The following is a 15,796-nucleotide window of genomic DNA, read 5'->3' as shown; positions in this document are numbered from 1 at the left end:
TGTCCCGCAACCCCCGGCGGGCGCACGACGACGGCTACGGCGCCTCGCCGCGTTGTCGGAACGCCCGAATACCTCCCGTATGCGGACGTCCCTCCGCCTTGCGACGCGCCGCGGGGCCTAGCTAGCGGTGTGGTCCGGGTGCCCGCGTGTGCGGCGGGCCTCCTTCATCTCGGCCTCGTACAGGTGGTCGAGGCCCCCGGCCAGTTCGCCCCGGATCTCCCGCTCGACCGTCCGGAACACCTCGTAGTACGTGGCGTTGTACTCCTCGACGATCTGGAAGGTCCAGTGGCCGGGGATGACGTTGCGGCCCAGGATCTCCCGCTCGACCCGGTCGGCCAGGTCGCCGTGCCCCGCCTCGCGGAGGAGGCGCACGGCGTCGTCGAGGCCGAGGTCGGCGCTGCCGGTGAGCTGGTGGAAGGCGTAGAGCGCGCCGCGGGCCCGTTCGGTGGTCTCCAGTGCCTTCGAGAGGGCGCCGAGCGCCTCGACGGTGGTGTCGGTGACCCCTTCGGGGCGCTGGTGGCGCGGGTCGGGAGGCCGGGTTTCGGCGTTCATGGGTCTCCTGGTCGGCGTCGGCGTCAGGACAGCGTTTCCACTCCCCCACCTTCCACGTCGCGGGCTCACCACACCTGCCGTGAGCGCCACCCGGACCAAGACCGGACCACGAGCTGTCCCGCTCCGTTCCCCGCACGGGAACACGACGGCCCCGGGGGGGGGGGGGGGGGGGGGGGGGGGGGGGGGGGGGGGGGGGGGGGGGGGGGGGGGGGGGGGGGGGGCGGGGGGCGGGGGGGGGAGGGGGGGGCCGCCCCCCCCCCCCCCCACCCCCCCCCCCCCCCCCCCCCCCCCCCCCCCCCCCAACCCACCCCCCCCCCCCCCCCCCCCCCCCCCCGCCCCCCCCCCCCCCCCTCCCCGCTCCGGCGGGGGTCGTTCCGCCGGGATCATGCCTGGGGGATCACTCCGAGGGATCACTCCCCCTCGTCGCCCTCCCCGTCGTCGGTGCCCTCCAAGGCGTCGCCGATCTCGTCGATCACCTCGGCGGCGACCATGCCGCCGACGATCCCGACGGCGGCCCCCGCCGCCACCCCGGCCACCACCGCCCCCGTGCCGGGGCCGGAGCGGTGGTGCCCGTCGTGGTGGTGGGCGTCGTGATGGCCGCCGCCCTGGGCGTACGGGTACGGGGCCGCGTGGGCGCCGATCACCTGCCTCAGCCAGCCGTCGACCTCCGCGTTGCGGTCGGCCTGGGGGGCGGGGTGGTGCGAGGTGACGAAGCGGTGCACGGTGTCGTGGCCCTCGAAGGAGGCCCCGGCCCGCTTGTCGGCCTCGATGACGACCTCCAGACCGCCCGGGGATGCGAGGAACGTCACCTCGATCTCGTTCACCGCGTGCGCGTGCTCGGCGGGCGGCACGATCTCGATCTCCTGGTAGCAGGGCAGCTGCTGGCCGGTGCCCCGGATGCGGCCGACCTCCAGGTCCGCCGACCTGAAGCCGTAGCCGAGCTGTCCGAACGCCTCCAGGACCGCTTCCTGGGCGGGCAGCGGGGACACCGTCAGCGCGTCCAGGTCGCCCTTGTCGCGGGCTCGGGCCACCTCCAGCTCCGTACGGATGCCGAGGACGGGCCCCAGGTGCTGGCCGTGGAGGTGGGTGACCGGGGTCTCCCAGGGCAGGGTGACGGTGAACGGCACGGAGTGATCGGCGCCCTCCGCGAGCCGGAAGCCGCCACCGACGGTGAACCGTTCGAGCACGACCGTGCCCTCGTGCTCCCCGTCCTGGCCCTCCGTCTCGGCGCGGGCGACCAGCAGGAGGGTGATCCCCTCGACCGTCACGTCGCGCCCGCCGCCCCGCAGCCGGACCTCACCCGAAAGGGACCCGCCCGGAAGCGCGCGGCCGGGCTGGAGGACGGTGTCGACGGAGGGGCCGTCCACCCCGAGGGCTCCCAGTAACTTCTTGAACACCATGTCGGCCGACCACTCCTTGGACTCCGGCTCCGGAGGGCTCGGCACCTGCTCGGAGCCCGCCGAAAAGCCGACCCGCGCTGTGGTGCCCGCCACTCCCCTTTGATTTGCGGTCCCTTTACTATCATCAAGGCGGGTTTTCCCCGCCCCCGACGTCGAGTACGACGACCCGAACAGAGAAGGAGCTGCGGTACCGCAATGGGTGAGCCTCCCAGTACGAGCCGTGTCATTTCTGCCCCTGCACACCGAGGGACGGAGGTGACACGGTGAGCGAAGTACTTCTGCTCCTCCTCGCCCTGGCGCTGACGCTGGCGTGCGCGGTGTTCGTCGCGGCCGAGTTCTCGTTGACCACCATCGAGCGCGGCGAACTCGAACGGGCCGCGGCTGCCGGTGAGCACGGCGCCGAGAGCGCGCTCAAGGCCGCCAAGCGGCTCACGTTCCAGCTGTCCGGCGCCCAGCTCGGCATCACCGTGACCTCCCTGGTCATCGGCATGCTGGCCGAGCCGTCCCTGGCCGTGCTCCTGCGCCCCTCCCTGGAGTCCGTGGGGCTCCCGGCGGGCGCCGTCTCCACGGTCGCGACGCTGCTGGGTGTCGCGCTGTCCACCGTCGTCCTCATGGTCGTCGGTGAACTCGTCCCCAAGAACTGGGCGATCTCCAGCCCGCTCGCCGTCGCCAAGGTCGTCTCCGGCCCGCAGCGCGCGTTCACGGCCTGCTTCGCCCCGCTGATCCGCCACCTCAACAACACCGCCAACCGCGCCGTGCGCCGGTTCGGCCTGGAGCCGGCCGAGGAGCTGGCCTCGGCCCGTACCCCGCAGGAGCTGATCGCCCTCGCTCGGCACTCGGCCCGCGAGGGCGCCATCGAGGAGGATTCGGCGGAGCTGTTCGTGCGGACCCTGCACCTGGCGGAGCTGTCCGCCGAGAACGTGATGACGCCCCGCGTGGACGTACGGGCCCTGGAGGCCCACGCCACCGCGGCCGACGCCGCCAACCTCACGCTGGCCACCGGCCTCTCCCGGTTCCCGGTCTACCGCGACAGCCTGGACCACGTCATCGGCACGGTCCACATCCGTGACGTCCTGGCCCTGGACGAGTCCGAGCGGGCCCGGACCCCGGTCACCGCGCTGGCCACCGAGCCCCTGCTCGTACCGGACTCGCTGCCCGTGGACCGGCTGCTGGCGCAGATGCGGCGGCACCGGACCATGGCCGTCGTCATCGACGAGTACGGCGGTACGGCCGGGGTCGCCACGGTGGAGGACATCGTGGAGGAGGTCGTGGGCGAGGTCCGCGACGAGCACGACCCGCACGAGCGCCCCGACCTGGCACCGGCCGAGCCGCTCGGTGACGGCCGCCAGGTCTGGGAGGCCGAGGGCAGCATCCGGCTGGACCAGCTCGACCGGATCGGCTTCACCGCGCCGGAGGGCCCGTACGAGACGCTCGCCGGGCTCCTGGCCAACCAGCTCGCCCGCATCCCGGTCCGCGCGGACCGGCTGGAGGTCGACGGCTGGCAGTTCGACGTGCTCGACATCGAGCACCACCGCGCCGACCGGGTGCGCGTCACCGCGCCCCTCCCGGCCCTGAGCCTGGTGGAGGAGGACGCCCGATGACCACCGTTCAGCTTCTCATCGGCGCGCTCACCCTCGTCACGAACGCGTTCTTCGTCGGCGCGGAGTTCGCCCTGATCTCCGTGCGCCGCAGCCAGATCGAGCCGGAGGCCCTGCGCGGCAGCCGCCGGGCCAAGAGCACCCTGTGGGGCATCGAGCACCTGTCGGCCGTGATGGCCACCGCCCAGCTCGGGATCACCATCTCCTCGCTGGTGCTGGGCGCCGTCGCGGAGCCGGCCATCGCCCATCTGCTGGAGCCGCCGTTCGACGCGATCGGCGTGCCGGGGCCGCTGGTCCACCCGATCGCCTTCGTGATCGCGCTGACCCTGGCGACCTACCTGCACATGCTCATCGGGGAGATGATCCCGAAAAACATCGCACTGGCCGCGCCCGTCGCCACCTCCCTGGCCCTGGGCCCGTCCCTGGTGTGGCTGACCCGGGCGCTGCGCCCGGTCATCTTCGGTATCAACGGCCTCGCCAACACGCTGCTGCGGCTGCTGAAGGTCGAGCCCAAGGACGAGGTCGCCTCGGTCTTCACCGACGACGAGCTGGTCCGTCTGGTGAAGGACTCCAGCGAGGCGGGTCTGCTCGCCCCGGCCGACGGCGAGCGGCTGCGGGACGCCCTGGAGCTGGGCACCCGGCCGGTGGGCGAGGTCATGGTCCCGCTGAACCGGACCGTCACCGTCGACCTGGGCATCACCCCGCAGCAGCTGGAGCGGGCGGCGGTCGCCTCGGGCTTCTCCCGGCTGCCGGTCACCGGGCCGGACGACGGAGTGCTGGGCTATCTGCACATCAAGGACGCCCTGGGGGTCGCCGAGCGCACCAAGCCGCTGCCCACGAGCGCGATCCACCCGGTCATCCGGGTGGAGATCGACACCCCCCTCGACGACACCCTCACGGCGATGCGCGCCGCCGGGACGCACCTGGCCGCCGTCGCCGGTGACAAGGGCACGGTCATCGGCTTCGTGACGATGGAGGACGTCCTGGAGGAGCTGGTCGGCGCCGCCACGGTCTGACCGTACGGAAGCGTGCAGGGGAGGCGGTCCGGGGTTCCGGGCCGCCTCCCAGGCCGTGGGGGCGAGTTCCCCGGCCGGGCGGGCGGGCTCCTCGGCTGCCGGGGAGCCCGCCCCCCAGGGCTGCCGAAGCAGCCCGCCTCCCCTGCGGTCGGGGCCGTGTCCCCCGCCCCCGTGGCCGCCGCCCGGACCGGCCGCTTCCGGATATCCGTGAGGTCGCCGGACGGGCCGCTGGTGAGCACGTAAGCTCGCTGGATGGCCAAGTACTTCGACGTGCACCCCGAGAATCCCCAGCCGCGCACCATCAGCACGGTGGTCGACAGCATCCGCTCCGGTGCGCTCGTCGCGTATCCGACCGACTCCTGTTACGCGCTGGGCTGTCAGCTGGGCAACCGCGAGGGCATCGCCCGGATCCGGACCATCCGCAACCTGGACGACCGCCACCACTTCACGCTGGTCTGCCACGACTTCGCGCAGCTGGCGCAGTTCGTCCGGGTCGACAACGACGTGTTCCGCGCGATCAAGGCGGCCACGCCCGGCAGCTACACCTTCATCCTCCCGGCGACGAAGGAGGTGCCGCGCCAGCTGCTGCACCCGAAGAAGAAGACGGTCGGCGTCCGCATCCCCGACCATGTGGTGACCCAGGCGCTGGTGGCCGAGCTGGGTGAGCCGCTGCTCTCCAGCACCCTGCTCCTGCCGGACGAGGAGGAGCCGCTGACGCAGGGCTGGGAGATCAAGGAGCGCCTCGACCACGAGGTGGAGGCGGTGATCGACTCGGGCGACTGCGGCACCGAGCCGACGACGGTCATCGACTTCTCCGGTGACGAGCCGGAGATCGTACGGCGGGGCGCCGGCGACCCGTCCCGCTTCGAGTAGGCGGCCGTGGCGGGTGAGCGGCTGCGGTTCGACGGCTGGATCGCCGGGGTGGGCACCGCCTCGGGCACCCGGCTGGTGGTCGGGCACTGGCCGCGTTCGCCGTTCGGGGCGTTCAGCGATGTGATGGTCGAGCATCCCGACGGCATGCGGGTGCTGCTCGCGCCCTCGGGCCGGATCGCGGAGTTCGTCGCCGCCACGTACCGGTTCGACCGGATCGAGGTGGTCCCGGTGGCCGTCACCGGGACCAGGACGCTCTGGCGTGTGGAGGCGGGGCCGCTGTCGCTGCGGCTGCGGGCCGGGCGCCCGTCCGCCCTCGGGCGGCTGCTCTCCGCCGTGCCCGCACCGCTCGTCCGGAGCCCGCTCTGGGCGGCCCTGTGCGATGGGCCCGCCCGAATGCTGCTGCCCGGCGTGCGCACCCTGGGCCGGGCGGGTCCGGGGCGGCGGGAGTGGTACGGGGCGCGGGGGCTGCGGCCGGTCGTGGCGGCCGACGCCGTGCTGGACGGGGTGGAGCTGGGGCCGCTCGCCCCGCTCGATCCGCCCGTCGCCTTCGGGTTCGGCTCCGCCCCGCGCACCCCGTCCCTGGTGCGCGTCACCACAACGGTGGAACTCTGCACCGCCGCGCCGTGAGCGGCCCTCGGCCCCGGGGAGGGGGCGGGAGCCTTCTGCGGGCTGCGGTCGGCCCGTCGGCGGAGGGGTCCGGCCGGGGATGCGCGGGGACGGGGCACGTCGCAGGGTGGAGCCATGGCTAATCCCCCGATCGTCATCCACCGGCCGACCCCCTCGGGCGGCCGCCGGGTGACCGTGCACTACGAAGGCCGGGACGAGATACTCGGGCTGGCCCACAGCGACCACGACGTGATCGTGTTCCTGAGCGAGGCCGGCCTCGAAGAAGCGGACCGGCTCCTCGACAACCCGGTCTGGGTGGAGTGGCGGGGCGGACGGGCCCACCACTACGAAGCGGCCTGAGAGACCGCCCCCGGTGGGGCCCCGTGCCGGAGATCGCGTTGCCGCACCGGACGTCCCGCGCCGATGATCGGCGGATGACTCCGCAACCTCCTGACGGCCGCGCCGGAATCGACGCGGACCTGGTGAAGCGTCTGATCTCCGCCCAGTTCCCGCGGTGGAGCGCCCTGCCCGTCGCTCCCGTGGAGGTCGACGGCTGGGACAACCGCACCTACCGCCTGGGCGACACGATGACCGTCCGGCTGCCCACGGCGGCCGGATACGCCCCCGCCGTGTCCAAGGAGAACCGCCGGCTGCCCCGGCTCGCGCCCGCGCTGCCGCTCCCCGTCCCGGTGGTCCTGGGCGAGGGAGAGCCGGGTGAGGGGTGTCCGTATCCCTGGTCGGTGCGGGGCTGGCTGCCGGGGGACACGGCCGCACCGGACCGGATCACCGACCTGGACCGGTTCGCCGTGCAGGTCGCCGGATTCCTCGGGGCCCTCCAGCGGTGCGACCCCACCGGCGGACCGGTCGCCGGAGCGCACAGCTGGTACCGGGGCGCCTCGCCCGCCCACTACGACGAGGAGACCCGGCGCTGTCTCACCCTGCTCAAGGACCACGTCGACACCGGCCGGGCGGCCGCCGTGTGGGGGGCCGCGCTGGCCGCGGAGTGGCACGGAACACCGGTCTGGTTCCACGGCGGCATCGCCCACGGCAACCTCCTGGTCGAGAACGGCGGGCTGAGCGCCGTCATCGACTTCGGCACCTCGGGCGTCGGGGATCCCGCCTGCGATCTGGTGATCGCCTGGACCATGTTCGCGGGCACCAGCCGTACGGCGTTCCGCGAGGCGGTCGGTGCCGACGACGCCACCTGGGCACGGGCCCGGGGGTGGGCCCTGTGGAAGGCGATGCTCGTGCTGTCGGAGACCCTGCACACCGACCGGGAGCGGGCCGAGGCGAACCGGTACGTGATCGGTGAGGTGCTCGCCGACCACGACCGGTACGCCTGAGGGCTGTCCCGGCGCGGGTCACATGGTGCCCTGCGCGGTCGGGTCCGGGCAGCCGAACCGTGCCCGGACCTCCTCCGCATCGCTCTCCCGCAGCTCGTCGTCGAGCACGATCCAGCGGGTGATGCCCACGGACTCCAGGAACGGCAGGTCGTGGCTGGCGATGAGGAGGGCGCCCTCGTAGGACTCCAGGGCGCTCGTCAGCTGCCGAACGCTCGCCACGTCGAGGTTGTTCGTCGGTTCGTCCAGCAGGAGCAGCTGCGGGGCGGGGGCGGCGAGCATCGTCGCCGCGAGCGCGGCCCGGAACCGTTCGCCGCCGGAGAGGGTGCCCGCCAGCTGCTCGGCACGGTCGCCCTTGAAGAGGAACCGGGCGAGCTGGGAGCGGATCCGGTTGTCCGTGGTGCCGGGGGCGGTGCGGGCGACGTTGGCGGCGACACTCAAGGCGTCGTCCAGGACGTCGAGCCGCTGCGGGAGGAACTTCAGCGGCACGGAAACGGTGGCCTCGCCCTCGCCCGGTGCCAGTTCCCCGGTGATGGTGCGCAGCAGGGTCGTCTTGCCCGCCCCGTTGCGGCCGACCAGGGCGACGCGTTCGGGGCCCCTGACCTGGAGGCTGCCCCCGCGCAGCTGTCCGTAGGGGAGGCTCAGCTCCCGTACGGTCAGGACGGTGCGGCCCGCGGGTACGGCGGTGTGGGGCAGGCTCACCTTGATCTCGACGTCCCGGCGGACGGCTTCGGCGGCCTCCTCCCTGCGTCCGCGGGCCTCCTCCAGCCGGTCCTCGTGCAGCCCGCGCAGCCGGTCGCCGGACTCCTGGGCCGAGCGTTTGCGCTCCCCCGCGACGATGCGCGGGGCCCGGCGCCGGTCGTCCAGCTTCCTGTCGTGGCTCCGGCGGCGGGCGATTTTGATCCGGGCCTCCTCCAGCTCGCGCTGCTGGCGCCGTACGTCGGCCTCGGCGGAGCGCAGCATCCGCCCAGCGGCCTCCTGCTGGGTGGCGAGGGCCTCCTGGTAGGCCGACCAGCCGCCGCCGTACCAGCTGACGGCGCCCGCGCGCAGCTCGGCGATGCGGTCGACCCGCTCCAGCAGGTCCCGGTCGTGGCTGACGACGATCAGGATGCCGGTGCGCCAGGAGTCGACGGCGTCGTAGAGCCTGCGGCGGGCGACGAGGTCCAGGTTGTTGGTCGGTTCGTCGAGGAGGAGGACGTCGGGGCGCTCCAGGAGCAGGGCGGCCAGCCGGAGCAGGACGGTCTCGCCGCCGGAGAGCTGCCCGACGGTGCGGTCCAGCTCGACGGCCCCCAGGCCCAGGGAGCCGAGGGTGGCGAGGGCGCGTTCCTCGACGTCCCAGTCGTCACCGACCGTCTCGAAGTGCTCCTCCCGTACGTCTCCGGCCTCGATGGCGCGCAGGGCGGCCCGCCGTTCGGCGATGCCGAGGGCGGCGTCGACCCGCAGCTCCGTGTCCAGGGTGATGTTCTGCGGCAGGTGGGCGAGGTTTCCTGCGACGGTGAGGGATCCCTTCGTGGGACGCAGCTGTCCGGCGAGGAGCCGCAGCAGGGTCGACTTGCCGGAGCCGTTGGTGCCGACCAGACCGGTGCGGCCCCCGGGGAAGGTGAGGGAGAGCCCGTCGAAGAGGTCCGTACCGTCGGGCCACCGGTAGGTGAGGTGGGAGGCGGCGACGGAGGCCGCGGGCGCGGTGGGGTGACTCATGGTGGTTCTCGCAGTCGGAAGCTCGGAGGAGAAGGGGCTTCGTATGCGAACAGCACGCGGCGACCCGGCCCGGGGGCGGGGAGTGGCGGGGAGCGGTCCTGCGAAGGAAAGGACGGGCTCGGCACCGAGGTCGCATCCACGCGGAGCCACGAGCGGCCGGTGTGCCGCATGTCGTGACTGTGTACGGGCCAGGGCCGTACCGCGTGATGATCGCGGACCTCAGATGCGCAACGTCCACCTCTATCGGAGACAACAGGACGTGATCACGATACCGAAGGCCCGCGCCGGTCGTCGAGCGATTATCTACGCCGTTCCCTGAGGGACCTCGGCGCTCTGCCGGGTCTGCGGGGTGTCCAGGGGGACGGCGCGGGGTCCGGGCACCCGGGCGGGCTCCGTGGCGGGCGGGATGCGGCGGACGGCGAGGGTGGCGACGAGCGCGGCGACCCCGGCGAGGGCGAATCCGAAGGGCGGGGTGCCTCCCGCGGGGTGGGTCTCGTAGACGAGCGCGGCCGACAGGACGGTGAGGACCGTGACGACCCGGCCGCGCTGCTGGGTGGCGGCGACGACCACGAGGCCCCACAGCAGGTACCAGGGCTGGACCATGGGCGAGAGCGCGACGAGCACCAGCAGGCCGAGGCCCAGGGCGTGGACCGGGGCCGGACGGCCCTTCATTGACCTCCGGGCGAGCACGAAGATCGAGGCGACCGCCGCCGCCAGGCCGAGGGTCTGCACGGCGGACTTGACGGGTTCGGGGTCGGTGCCCAGGAGCAGGCGGCCCAGTTCGCCCAGGCCCAGGCCGAGGTCGCTGACGAGGGAGAGCGCGGTGTGGATGTTACCGGCGACGCCCTGGGTCCTCAGCCAGCCGAAGCCGGTGCCGCTGACCAGCGTGGCCGATCCGGCGACCGCGCACGCGACGAGGCCGGGTGCGAGGAGTCCCTTGGCCCACCGTCGTAGCTGCGGCCCGGCCGCGGAGGCGTGCACCATGACGCCGATGAACAGCAGTGACACGGCGGCCGGGGACTTGACCATCATCGCCAGCCCGACAAGGGCGCTGCCGGCCACCCAGCGGCCGCGCAGCGCCAGGGCGCACCCGGCGAGCATGAGGCCGATCATCAGGCCGTCGTTGTGCATGCCCCCGACGACGTGCATCAGCAGGAGCGGGTTGAGCGCCCCCAGCCACAGGGCGCGGCTCTCGGCGGTGCCGTGCTCCCGGGCCAGCCGGCACAGGGCCCAGGCGGTGAGGCCCAGCGAGGCGAGGGCGATGAGCCGCATGGCGAGGACGGCGGGGACGATGGTGCCGCCGGTCGTCTTCGCCACAGCGGCGGAGAGCAGGAGGAAGAGCGGTCCGTACGGGGCCGGGGTGTCCCGCCAGTGGTGTCCGACGCTCGCCGCGGCGTCCCCGCCGATCCCCGCCGGGTCGAGGCTGGAGGGGCCGACGGTGTAGACGTCGAGGCCCTCGACGACCATGGCGCCCTGGGCGATGTAGCTGTAGACGTCGGCGCTGTAGAGCGGGGGTGCCAGCAGGAACGGCGCCGTCCACCAGGCGAGGGTGGTGAGCGTCTCGCGGAGGGTGGCGGCGGTTCTGCCGTACTGCCACCAGGCGACGACGAGCACGGTGAGTCCGGCGTAGGCGAGGACTGCCCCGGAGATCCGCACGGAGGAGCCGTGGTCGACCCAGAGCCCCCAGGGGTCGTGGACCGGCAGCTTTCCGGAGATCCAGCCCCCCGCGGCGGTCGCGACGGCGGCTGCCGTGCCCAGCCGACGGTATCCGACAGCGCTCAAAGCCCACATGACGGCAGAATCTATCGGACGACCTGCGCCTCCCGTCTCCCCAGGGCCGGAGTGAGGGCCGGTCGCCCGGAGGGGGCCGGGTCCGCGGTCGCTAGCGGACGTCGCCGCGCCAGTCCCATTGGTGGCCGTCGGGTGAACGGGGCCCGTACTCCGCGCGGCCACCTGGACCATAGGCGCCTATTTCGGTCATGAGTCCGGCTCCTTCGCGCAGGGCCTCGTCGCTCCAGCCGGTGACGTCCAGGAGCAGCCCGTCGAGCGGTCCGCCGACCAGCTCCCGGTAGTCGTGGCCCGGCCTCGGGCCGGGGTGCGGATCGTCGTGGTCGGTGCCGTACACCCGTCGCTGCCTCATCAGCTCGTCCATGCAGGCAGCATCGCACCGGCCACTGACAACGGCCCGGCATGCGGGGCCATCCGGCAGGGGCGGGGCCCCTCCGGCGAAGTCGCCGCGGCGGGGAGAGCGCCGTATGATTCAGGGACTCACGCACCGCGGAGCAGCCCATGAACCGGCGTCGGACTCCCCGCTCGGTGAGCGCCGAGGACCTGCTGACCACGTTGCAGAGCCTCACCGCCCGCGCCCGGCGGGAGCTGGAATTCCACCAGGCCAGAGTGGAACTCGCGCAGGCCCTTCAGCGCGACATGCTTCCGGCGACCCTGCCCGCTCTCCCCGGCCTGCGGTCCGCCGCCCGGTACGCGCCCGCGCGCGACGGCCTGGACATCGGCGGTGACTGGTACGACGGCTTCCCGATGGCGGACGGGGCCCTGGGTTTCGCGATCGGCGACGTCCAGGGGCACGACGTGGAGGCGGCGGCCTTCATGGGGCAGGTCCGGATCGCGATGCGGGCGATCGCGGGTACGGTCTCCGATCCGGGTGAGGTCCTGGGCCGGACCAACGACCTGCTCCTCTCGGTGGACTCCGGGCTCTTCGCGACCTGTACGTTCCTGCGGCTGGATCCGCGGACGTGGGAGCTGTACGGCGCCCGGGCCGGGCATGTGGCCAGCGTCTGGGCGACCGTGGACGGCCGGTCGGGGGTCACGGAGGACCCGGGGGGCCTGCCGCTGGGCATCCAGACGGGTGAGAGCTATCCGGTCACCCGGCGCACCCTGCACACCGAGGGCGCGATCGTGCTGCTCACCGACGGGGTCGTCGAGGGTCCCTCACTGCTGATCGAGGAGGGCCTCGACCGGGTGCGGCGGCTGGTAGAGGCCCACGCTGGGGCGAGCGCGGACGTGCTGGCCGACGGGGTCCTCGGGGCGGCGGAGCGGACGGGCCACGAGGACGACGCGGCGGTACTCGTCCTGCGCCACGCCCCGGCCCGGGGGCGGTAGCGGCCGGACGGCGACGGCGGGCACCCGGACTCCTTGTCGTCGGGCGCGGGGGCTCCCCGCCACCGGACGCCGGGACGTTCGACCGTCGGGGACGGGGACGGGGACGGCCGAGCCTTCCGGACGCGTGTCACCGGCCCTCTCGTCCGCGCGGTCGGTGTCTGATGAGCGGTGTGATCCGCAGTAAGGAAGCCAGACGTCGGGCCGTGTACGTGGCGCAGATCCTGGGCGTGACCGGCGCCTACTACCTGTCGGGTCGGCTCGGGCTGACGCGCCAGGTGGTGGTGGACGGTGCCGTGGTCACCCCGCTCTGGCCGCCCACCGGGATCTCGCTCGCAGCGCTGCTGTGCTTCGGGGTGCGGATCTGGCCGGGCATCGCCCTGGGCGCGCTCTTCACGGTCTCCGCCATCGGTGACGCGTTCACCGTGTCGCGCATGGGCATCGTCCTGGGCAACACGCTCGCGCCGCTGGTCGCCTACGCGCTGCTGCGCAAGATGGGGTTCCGCAGCGAGCTGGCCCGGCTGCGGGACGGGATCTACCTGGTCTTCCTCGGCGCGTTCGCCGGGATGCTGATCAGCGCGACCGCAGGCAGCGTGACGCTGCTGCTCGATGGCAAGGTTCCCTCGGGGCGCTTCTGGCTGGTCTGGGCGTCCTGGTGGGCCGGGGACGCCATGGGGGTCCTCGTGGTGACCCCCGTACTACTGGTGCTGCGCCGGGTGCGGCGGCCCCGGCTGGACGAGCGGTGGGCGGAGGCGTGCGTCCTGGCGGTCGTGGTGGTCCTGGCGGGGATGATTTCCACCAGGAGTTCGCTCTCCATGATCTATCTGGTGTTCCCGGTGATCATCTGGGCGGCGCTCCGGTTCCAGCTGCCCGGCAGCGCGCCGTGCGCCCTGGTCGTGTCGGTGCTGGCGATCACGGCGGGCACCGACTCCCTGGGGCCGTTCGCGGGCCACACCCTGATGGAGATCATGATCAACCTGACCGTGCTCAACGCATGTGTGGCGCTCACGGCGCTGCTGCTCGGGGCGGTCGTGGCCGAGCACCAGAACATCCGCCATGAGACGGAGCACGCGGTCGTGGAGCTGGAGGCGCTGGTGGAGCAGCTCACGCCCCTGCCGGGACGGCAGACGGCCCGTTACGACAACGGACCGCCGCACGCTCCCCGGTAGGGCAGCGGCCGACTCAGTAGGGCAGCGGCCGGCCGGACGGCGTGCGCAGGTCGAGCGGGGGCGGCCCGGACGGGGGCGGGGGTCGGCGGACGACGATACGGATGCGGCCCACGGCCACCACCTCCTCCAGGTGACCGGTATCTGCCCCGTGGGCGCGGCTTCACACTTCTCGCGCCCCGGCTTCCGCTCTTCTGCGTCCCCCGCATCCCCGGCTCCTCCGGTGCCGGGGATGCGGGCCGGGCCCCGGGCGGCGACCCTTGACGGGAGGGGGCGCATAGCCGAGGAGGCCAGGCATGTCCGCACTGGACAGGATCAAGAAGATGTTCAAGGGCCACGAGGACCAGGCCGGCAAGGGCATCGACAGGGCCGGAGACATGGCCGACGACCGGACCGAGGGCAAGTACAGCGGCCAGGTCGACTCCGCGCAGGACAGGCTCAAGCAGCAGTTCGGCGCGGAGCGCGACCAGGACGGGCCGCCGCGTACCTGAACCGCGCCCGGACCCCGCCCGGACCGCTGTCGGCGGCGATCGGCCGTCGCTGTCCGCTCGCACCCCGGTCCGTGCCACGGCTCGCGTCCCGTGGCACGGACCGGGGTGTGTCCGCGGCGCGGAGGGAACGCGGATTTCCGGGATGCTCATCGGATTCTTGTTATCGTCCGGCCCGCCCCGCATCTCCCGAGTGTGGGAAGTGACAGCACCGGACCCCGGAAGAGTGAACACAGCATGGGCAAGGATCACGGGACGGCCTTGATCGCGGCGGCGCGGAACGGCGACCAGGAGGCCAAGGACCAGCTCGTAGCGTCGTATCTGCCACTGCTCTACAACGTCGTCGGCCGGGCGTTGAACGGGCACGCGGACGTGGACGACGTGGTGCAGGAAGCCGTGCTGCGGATGCTGCGCAGTCTGCCCGAGCTGCGTGATCCGGGGCGGTTCCGTTCCTGGCTGGTGGCGATAGCCATGAACGAGATACGGCGGCACTGGCGCGAGGGCCGGGCGGGGTCGGTCTCCGCCGACCGGCTGGACGACACGTTCGACCTGGCGGACCCGCGTGCCGACTTCGTCGAGCTGACCATCCTGCGGCTCGGGCTGACCGGGCAGCGGCGCCAGGTGGCCGAGGCGACCCGGTGGCTGGAGGAGGACGACCGTGCGCTGCTGTCGCTGTGGTGGCTGGAGACGGCGGGGCAGCTCTCGCGGGCCGAGGTCGCGGCCGCCCTGGAGCTGACGCCGCAGCACACCGCCGTACGGGTACAGCGGATGAAGGCGCAGCTGGAGGCGGCCCGGGTCGTGGTCGGCGCGCTGGCGGCCGACCCGCCGTGTGTGCTGCTGGAGGACATGCTCACCGGCTGGGACGGGGTCCCGTCCGCCCTGTGGCGCAAGCGGCTGGCCAGGCACGCCCGCGAGTGCACGGTGTGCTCGGGCCATGGCTCGGGGCTGGTGCCGGCGGAGGGCCTGCTGGTGGGTCTGGCGCTGGTCCCGGTGGCCGGAGCCGTGGGAGGTGCGGTGGCCCCGGAGCTGCTGCCGACGGCCGCCCACCTGGGCGTGGCCCCGGCGGTCGGGGCGGGGCGGGCGGAGCGCAGGCGCGGCCAGGCGCGGCGGCGGCGACGCAATTCGGCCTTCGCCGCCGTGGTCGCCGTCGCCGCGCTGGGGACCGGTGGCGCGGCCGTGCACCTGTACACCGACGACGAGGACCGGGACGCGACGACGCTGAGCGCCGGGGTGCCGAGCAGCAGCGCGACGCTTCCCCCCGAAACCGCCGCGTCCACCCCCGCCTCGACGACCGCGCCCCCCTCCCCCTCGGCCTCCTCCGCCTCGCCCTCCCCTTCGGCCGACGCCTCGGCGCCGCCGAGCCCTGCGCGCAAGCCCGAGCCCGAGCCCTCGCCGACGAAGAGCGCCCGGCCCCCGGTCCCCAGCTCGGCCGCCCCGGGCCCGCAGTCCCCGCCGCCCGTACCCGCGCCTCCGGCGCCGGTGGGCGGCGAGCTCCTCCAGATCGTCAACGAGGAGCGGGCGAAGGAAGGGTGCGGCCCGGTCACCTCCAACGACTTGCTGGACACGGCGGCGCAGCGGCACTCCGCCGACATGACGTCCCGGGACTACTTCTCCCACACCTCCCCAGACGGCACCGACCCGGGCGACCGGATCACCGCGGCCGGCTACCGGTGGAGCACCTACGGCGAGAACATCGCCAAGGGCCAGCGGACGCCGGCCGAGGTGATGCAGGCGTGGATGAACAGCCCGGGACACCGCGCGAACATCCTGAACTGCGCCTTCAAGGAGATGGGCATAGGGAAGCAGGACTCCGGCGGCGGACCGGTGTGGACGCAGAAGTTCGGGACCCGCTGAGGGGCACCCGGCCGGGCGCGCTGCCCAGGCGCGACCGGCTCAAGGCCCGGGGCTCGGGCGGGCCGCCCGAGCCGGCCGGGGTCCGGTGCGA

The 15,796-nt window shown here is 73.6% G+C and carries 15 protein-coding genes; 10 read left to right on the top strand and 5 right to left on the bottom strand.

The genetic code is table 11. From position 1 onward, the window contains the following. Positions 1–117 precede the first annotated feature (117 nt). Both AC0682_RS09670 and AC0682_RS09665 read right to left on the bottom strand, forming a co-directional pair. The gene (locus tag AC0682_RS09670; RefSeq protein WP_478531986.1) at positions 118–552 is read right to left on the bottom strand and encodes a hypothetical protein; all 435 of its coding nucleotides are present in this window, start codon (positions 550–552) and stop codon (positions 118–120) included. 410 nt (positions 553–962) lie between these two features. Continuing rightward, positions 963–1,952, bottom strand: a complete 990-nt coding sequence (locus AC0682_RS09665) for a sporulation protein (RefSeq protein WP_478532062.1) — start codon at positions 1,950–1,952, stop codon at positions 963–965. Between the two features lie 263 nt (positions 1,953–2,215). On the opposite strand from AC0682_RS09665, the gene AC0682_RS09660 reads away from it, so the two are divergent. The 6 genes from AC0682_RS09660 (at position 2,216) to AC0682_RS09635 (ending at position 7,388) form a co-directional block, all read left to right on the top strand. After that, positions 2,216–3,553: a hemolysin family protein gene (locus AC0682_RS09660; RefSeq protein WP_478531984.1), complete on the top strand. Its 1,338-nt coding sequence runs from the start codon at positions 2,216–2,218 to the stop codon at positions 3,551–3,553. Beyond that, on the top strand, positions 3,550–4,566 hold the full coding sequence (locus AC0682_RS09655; protein WP_478531983.1) for a hemolysin family protein: 1,017 nt from the start codon (positions 3,550–3,552) through the stop codon (positions 4,564–4,566). Before AC0682_RS09660 ends, AC0682_RS09655 begins: the two co-directional genes overlap by 4 nt. A 252-nt stretch (positions 4,567–4,818) precedes the next feature. Continuing rightward, entirely contained in the window at positions 4,819–5,439 is a 621-nt protein-coding gene (locus AC0682_RS09650) for an L-threonylcarbamoyladenylate synthase (RefSeq protein WP_053557928.1), read from the top strand. Positions 5,440–5,445: 6 nt separating this feature from the next. Then, the gene (locus AC0682_RS09645) at positions 5,446–6,066 is read left to right on the top strand and encodes a hypothetical protein (RefSeq protein WP_478531982.1); all 621 of its coding nucleotides are present in this window, start codon (positions 5,446–5,448) and stop codon (positions 6,064–6,066) included. Positions 6,067–6,180: 114 nt separating this feature from the next. Then, positions 6,181–6,405, top strand: coding sequence for a hypothetical protein (locus AC0682_RS09640; RefSeq protein WP_018487766.1), 225 nt, complete (start codon positions 6,181–6,183; stop codon positions 6,403–6,405). Between the two features lie 74 nt (positions 6,406–6,479). Beyond that, complete coding sequence (locus tag AC0682_RS09635) at positions 6,480–7,388, top strand: aminoglycoside phosphotransferase family protein (protein WP_478531981.1); 909 nt, start codon at positions 6,480–6,482, stop codon at positions 7,386–7,388. A gap of 18 nt (positions 7,389–7,406) precedes the next feature. On the opposite strand, the gene AC0682_RS09630 is transcribed toward AC0682_RS09635, so the two are convergent. The 3 genes from AC0682_RS09630 to AC0682_RS09620 all read right to left on the bottom strand — a co-directional run bounded on the left by AC0682_RS09630 (position 7,407) and on the right by AC0682_RS09620 (position 11,235). Beyond that, on the bottom strand, positions 7,407–9,083 hold the full coding sequence (locus AC0682_RS09630; RefSeq protein WP_478531980.1) for an ABC-F family ATP-binding cassette domain-containing protein: 1,677 nt from the start codon (positions 9,081–9,083) through the stop codon (positions 7,407–7,409). 303 nt (positions 9,084–9,386) lie between these two features. Beyond that, positions 9,387–10,874, bottom strand: coding sequence for a polyprenol phosphomannose-dependent alpha 1,6 mannosyltransferase MptB (mptB, locus tag AC0682_RS09625; protein WP_478531979.1), 1,488 nt, complete (start codon positions 10,872–10,874; stop codon positions 9,387–9,389). A gap of 91 nt (positions 10,875–10,965) precedes the next feature. Then, positions 10,966–11,235 carry a hypothetical protein gene (locus AC0682_RS09620; RefSeq protein WP_478531978.1) on the bottom strand — a complete coding sequence of 90 codons (270 nt, stop codon included), beginning with the start codon at positions 11,233–11,235 and terminating at the stop codon, positions 10,966–10,968. Positions 11,236–11,372: 137 nt separating this feature from the next. On the opposite strand from AC0682_RS09620, the gene AC0682_RS09615 reads away from it, so the two are divergent. The 4 genes from AC0682_RS09615 to AC0682_RS09600 all read left to right on the top strand — a co-directional run bounded on the left by AC0682_RS09615 (position 11,373) and on the right by AC0682_RS09600 (position 15,705). Continuing rightward, positions 11,373–12,200: a PP2C family protein-serine/threonine phosphatase gene (locus AC0682_RS09615; RefSeq protein WP_478531977.1), complete on the top strand. Its 828-nt coding sequence runs from the start codon at positions 11,373–11,375 to the stop codon at positions 12,198–12,200. 170 nt (positions 12,201–12,370) lie between these two features. Beyond that, positions 12,371–13,366: an MASE1 domain-containing protein gene (locus AC0682_RS09610; protein ID WP_478531976.1), complete on the top strand. Its 996-nt coding sequence runs from the start codon at positions 12,371–12,373 to the stop codon at positions 13,364–13,366. A gap of 293 nt (positions 13,367–13,659) precedes the next feature. Continuing rightward, positions 13,660–13,854 carry an antitoxin gene (locus tag AC0682_RS09605; protein WP_478531974.1) on the top strand — a complete coding sequence of 65 codons (195 nt, stop codon included), beginning with the start codon at positions 13,660–13,662 and terminating at the stop codon, positions 13,852–13,854. 234 nt (positions 13,855–14,088) lie between these two features. Then, positions 14,089–15,705: a sigma-70 family RNA polymerase sigma factor gene (locus AC0682_RS09600; RefSeq protein WP_478531973.1), complete on the top strand. Its 1,617-nt coding sequence runs from the start codon at positions 14,089–14,091 to the stop codon at positions 15,703–15,705. Positions 15,706–15,796: the final 91 nt, after the last annotated feature.

This window comes from Streptomyces sp. NPDC043746, assembly GCF_056436485.1.
Note: the sequence above shows the minus strand (reverse complement) of the source record. Positions and strands in the feature narration are given on the sequence as shown.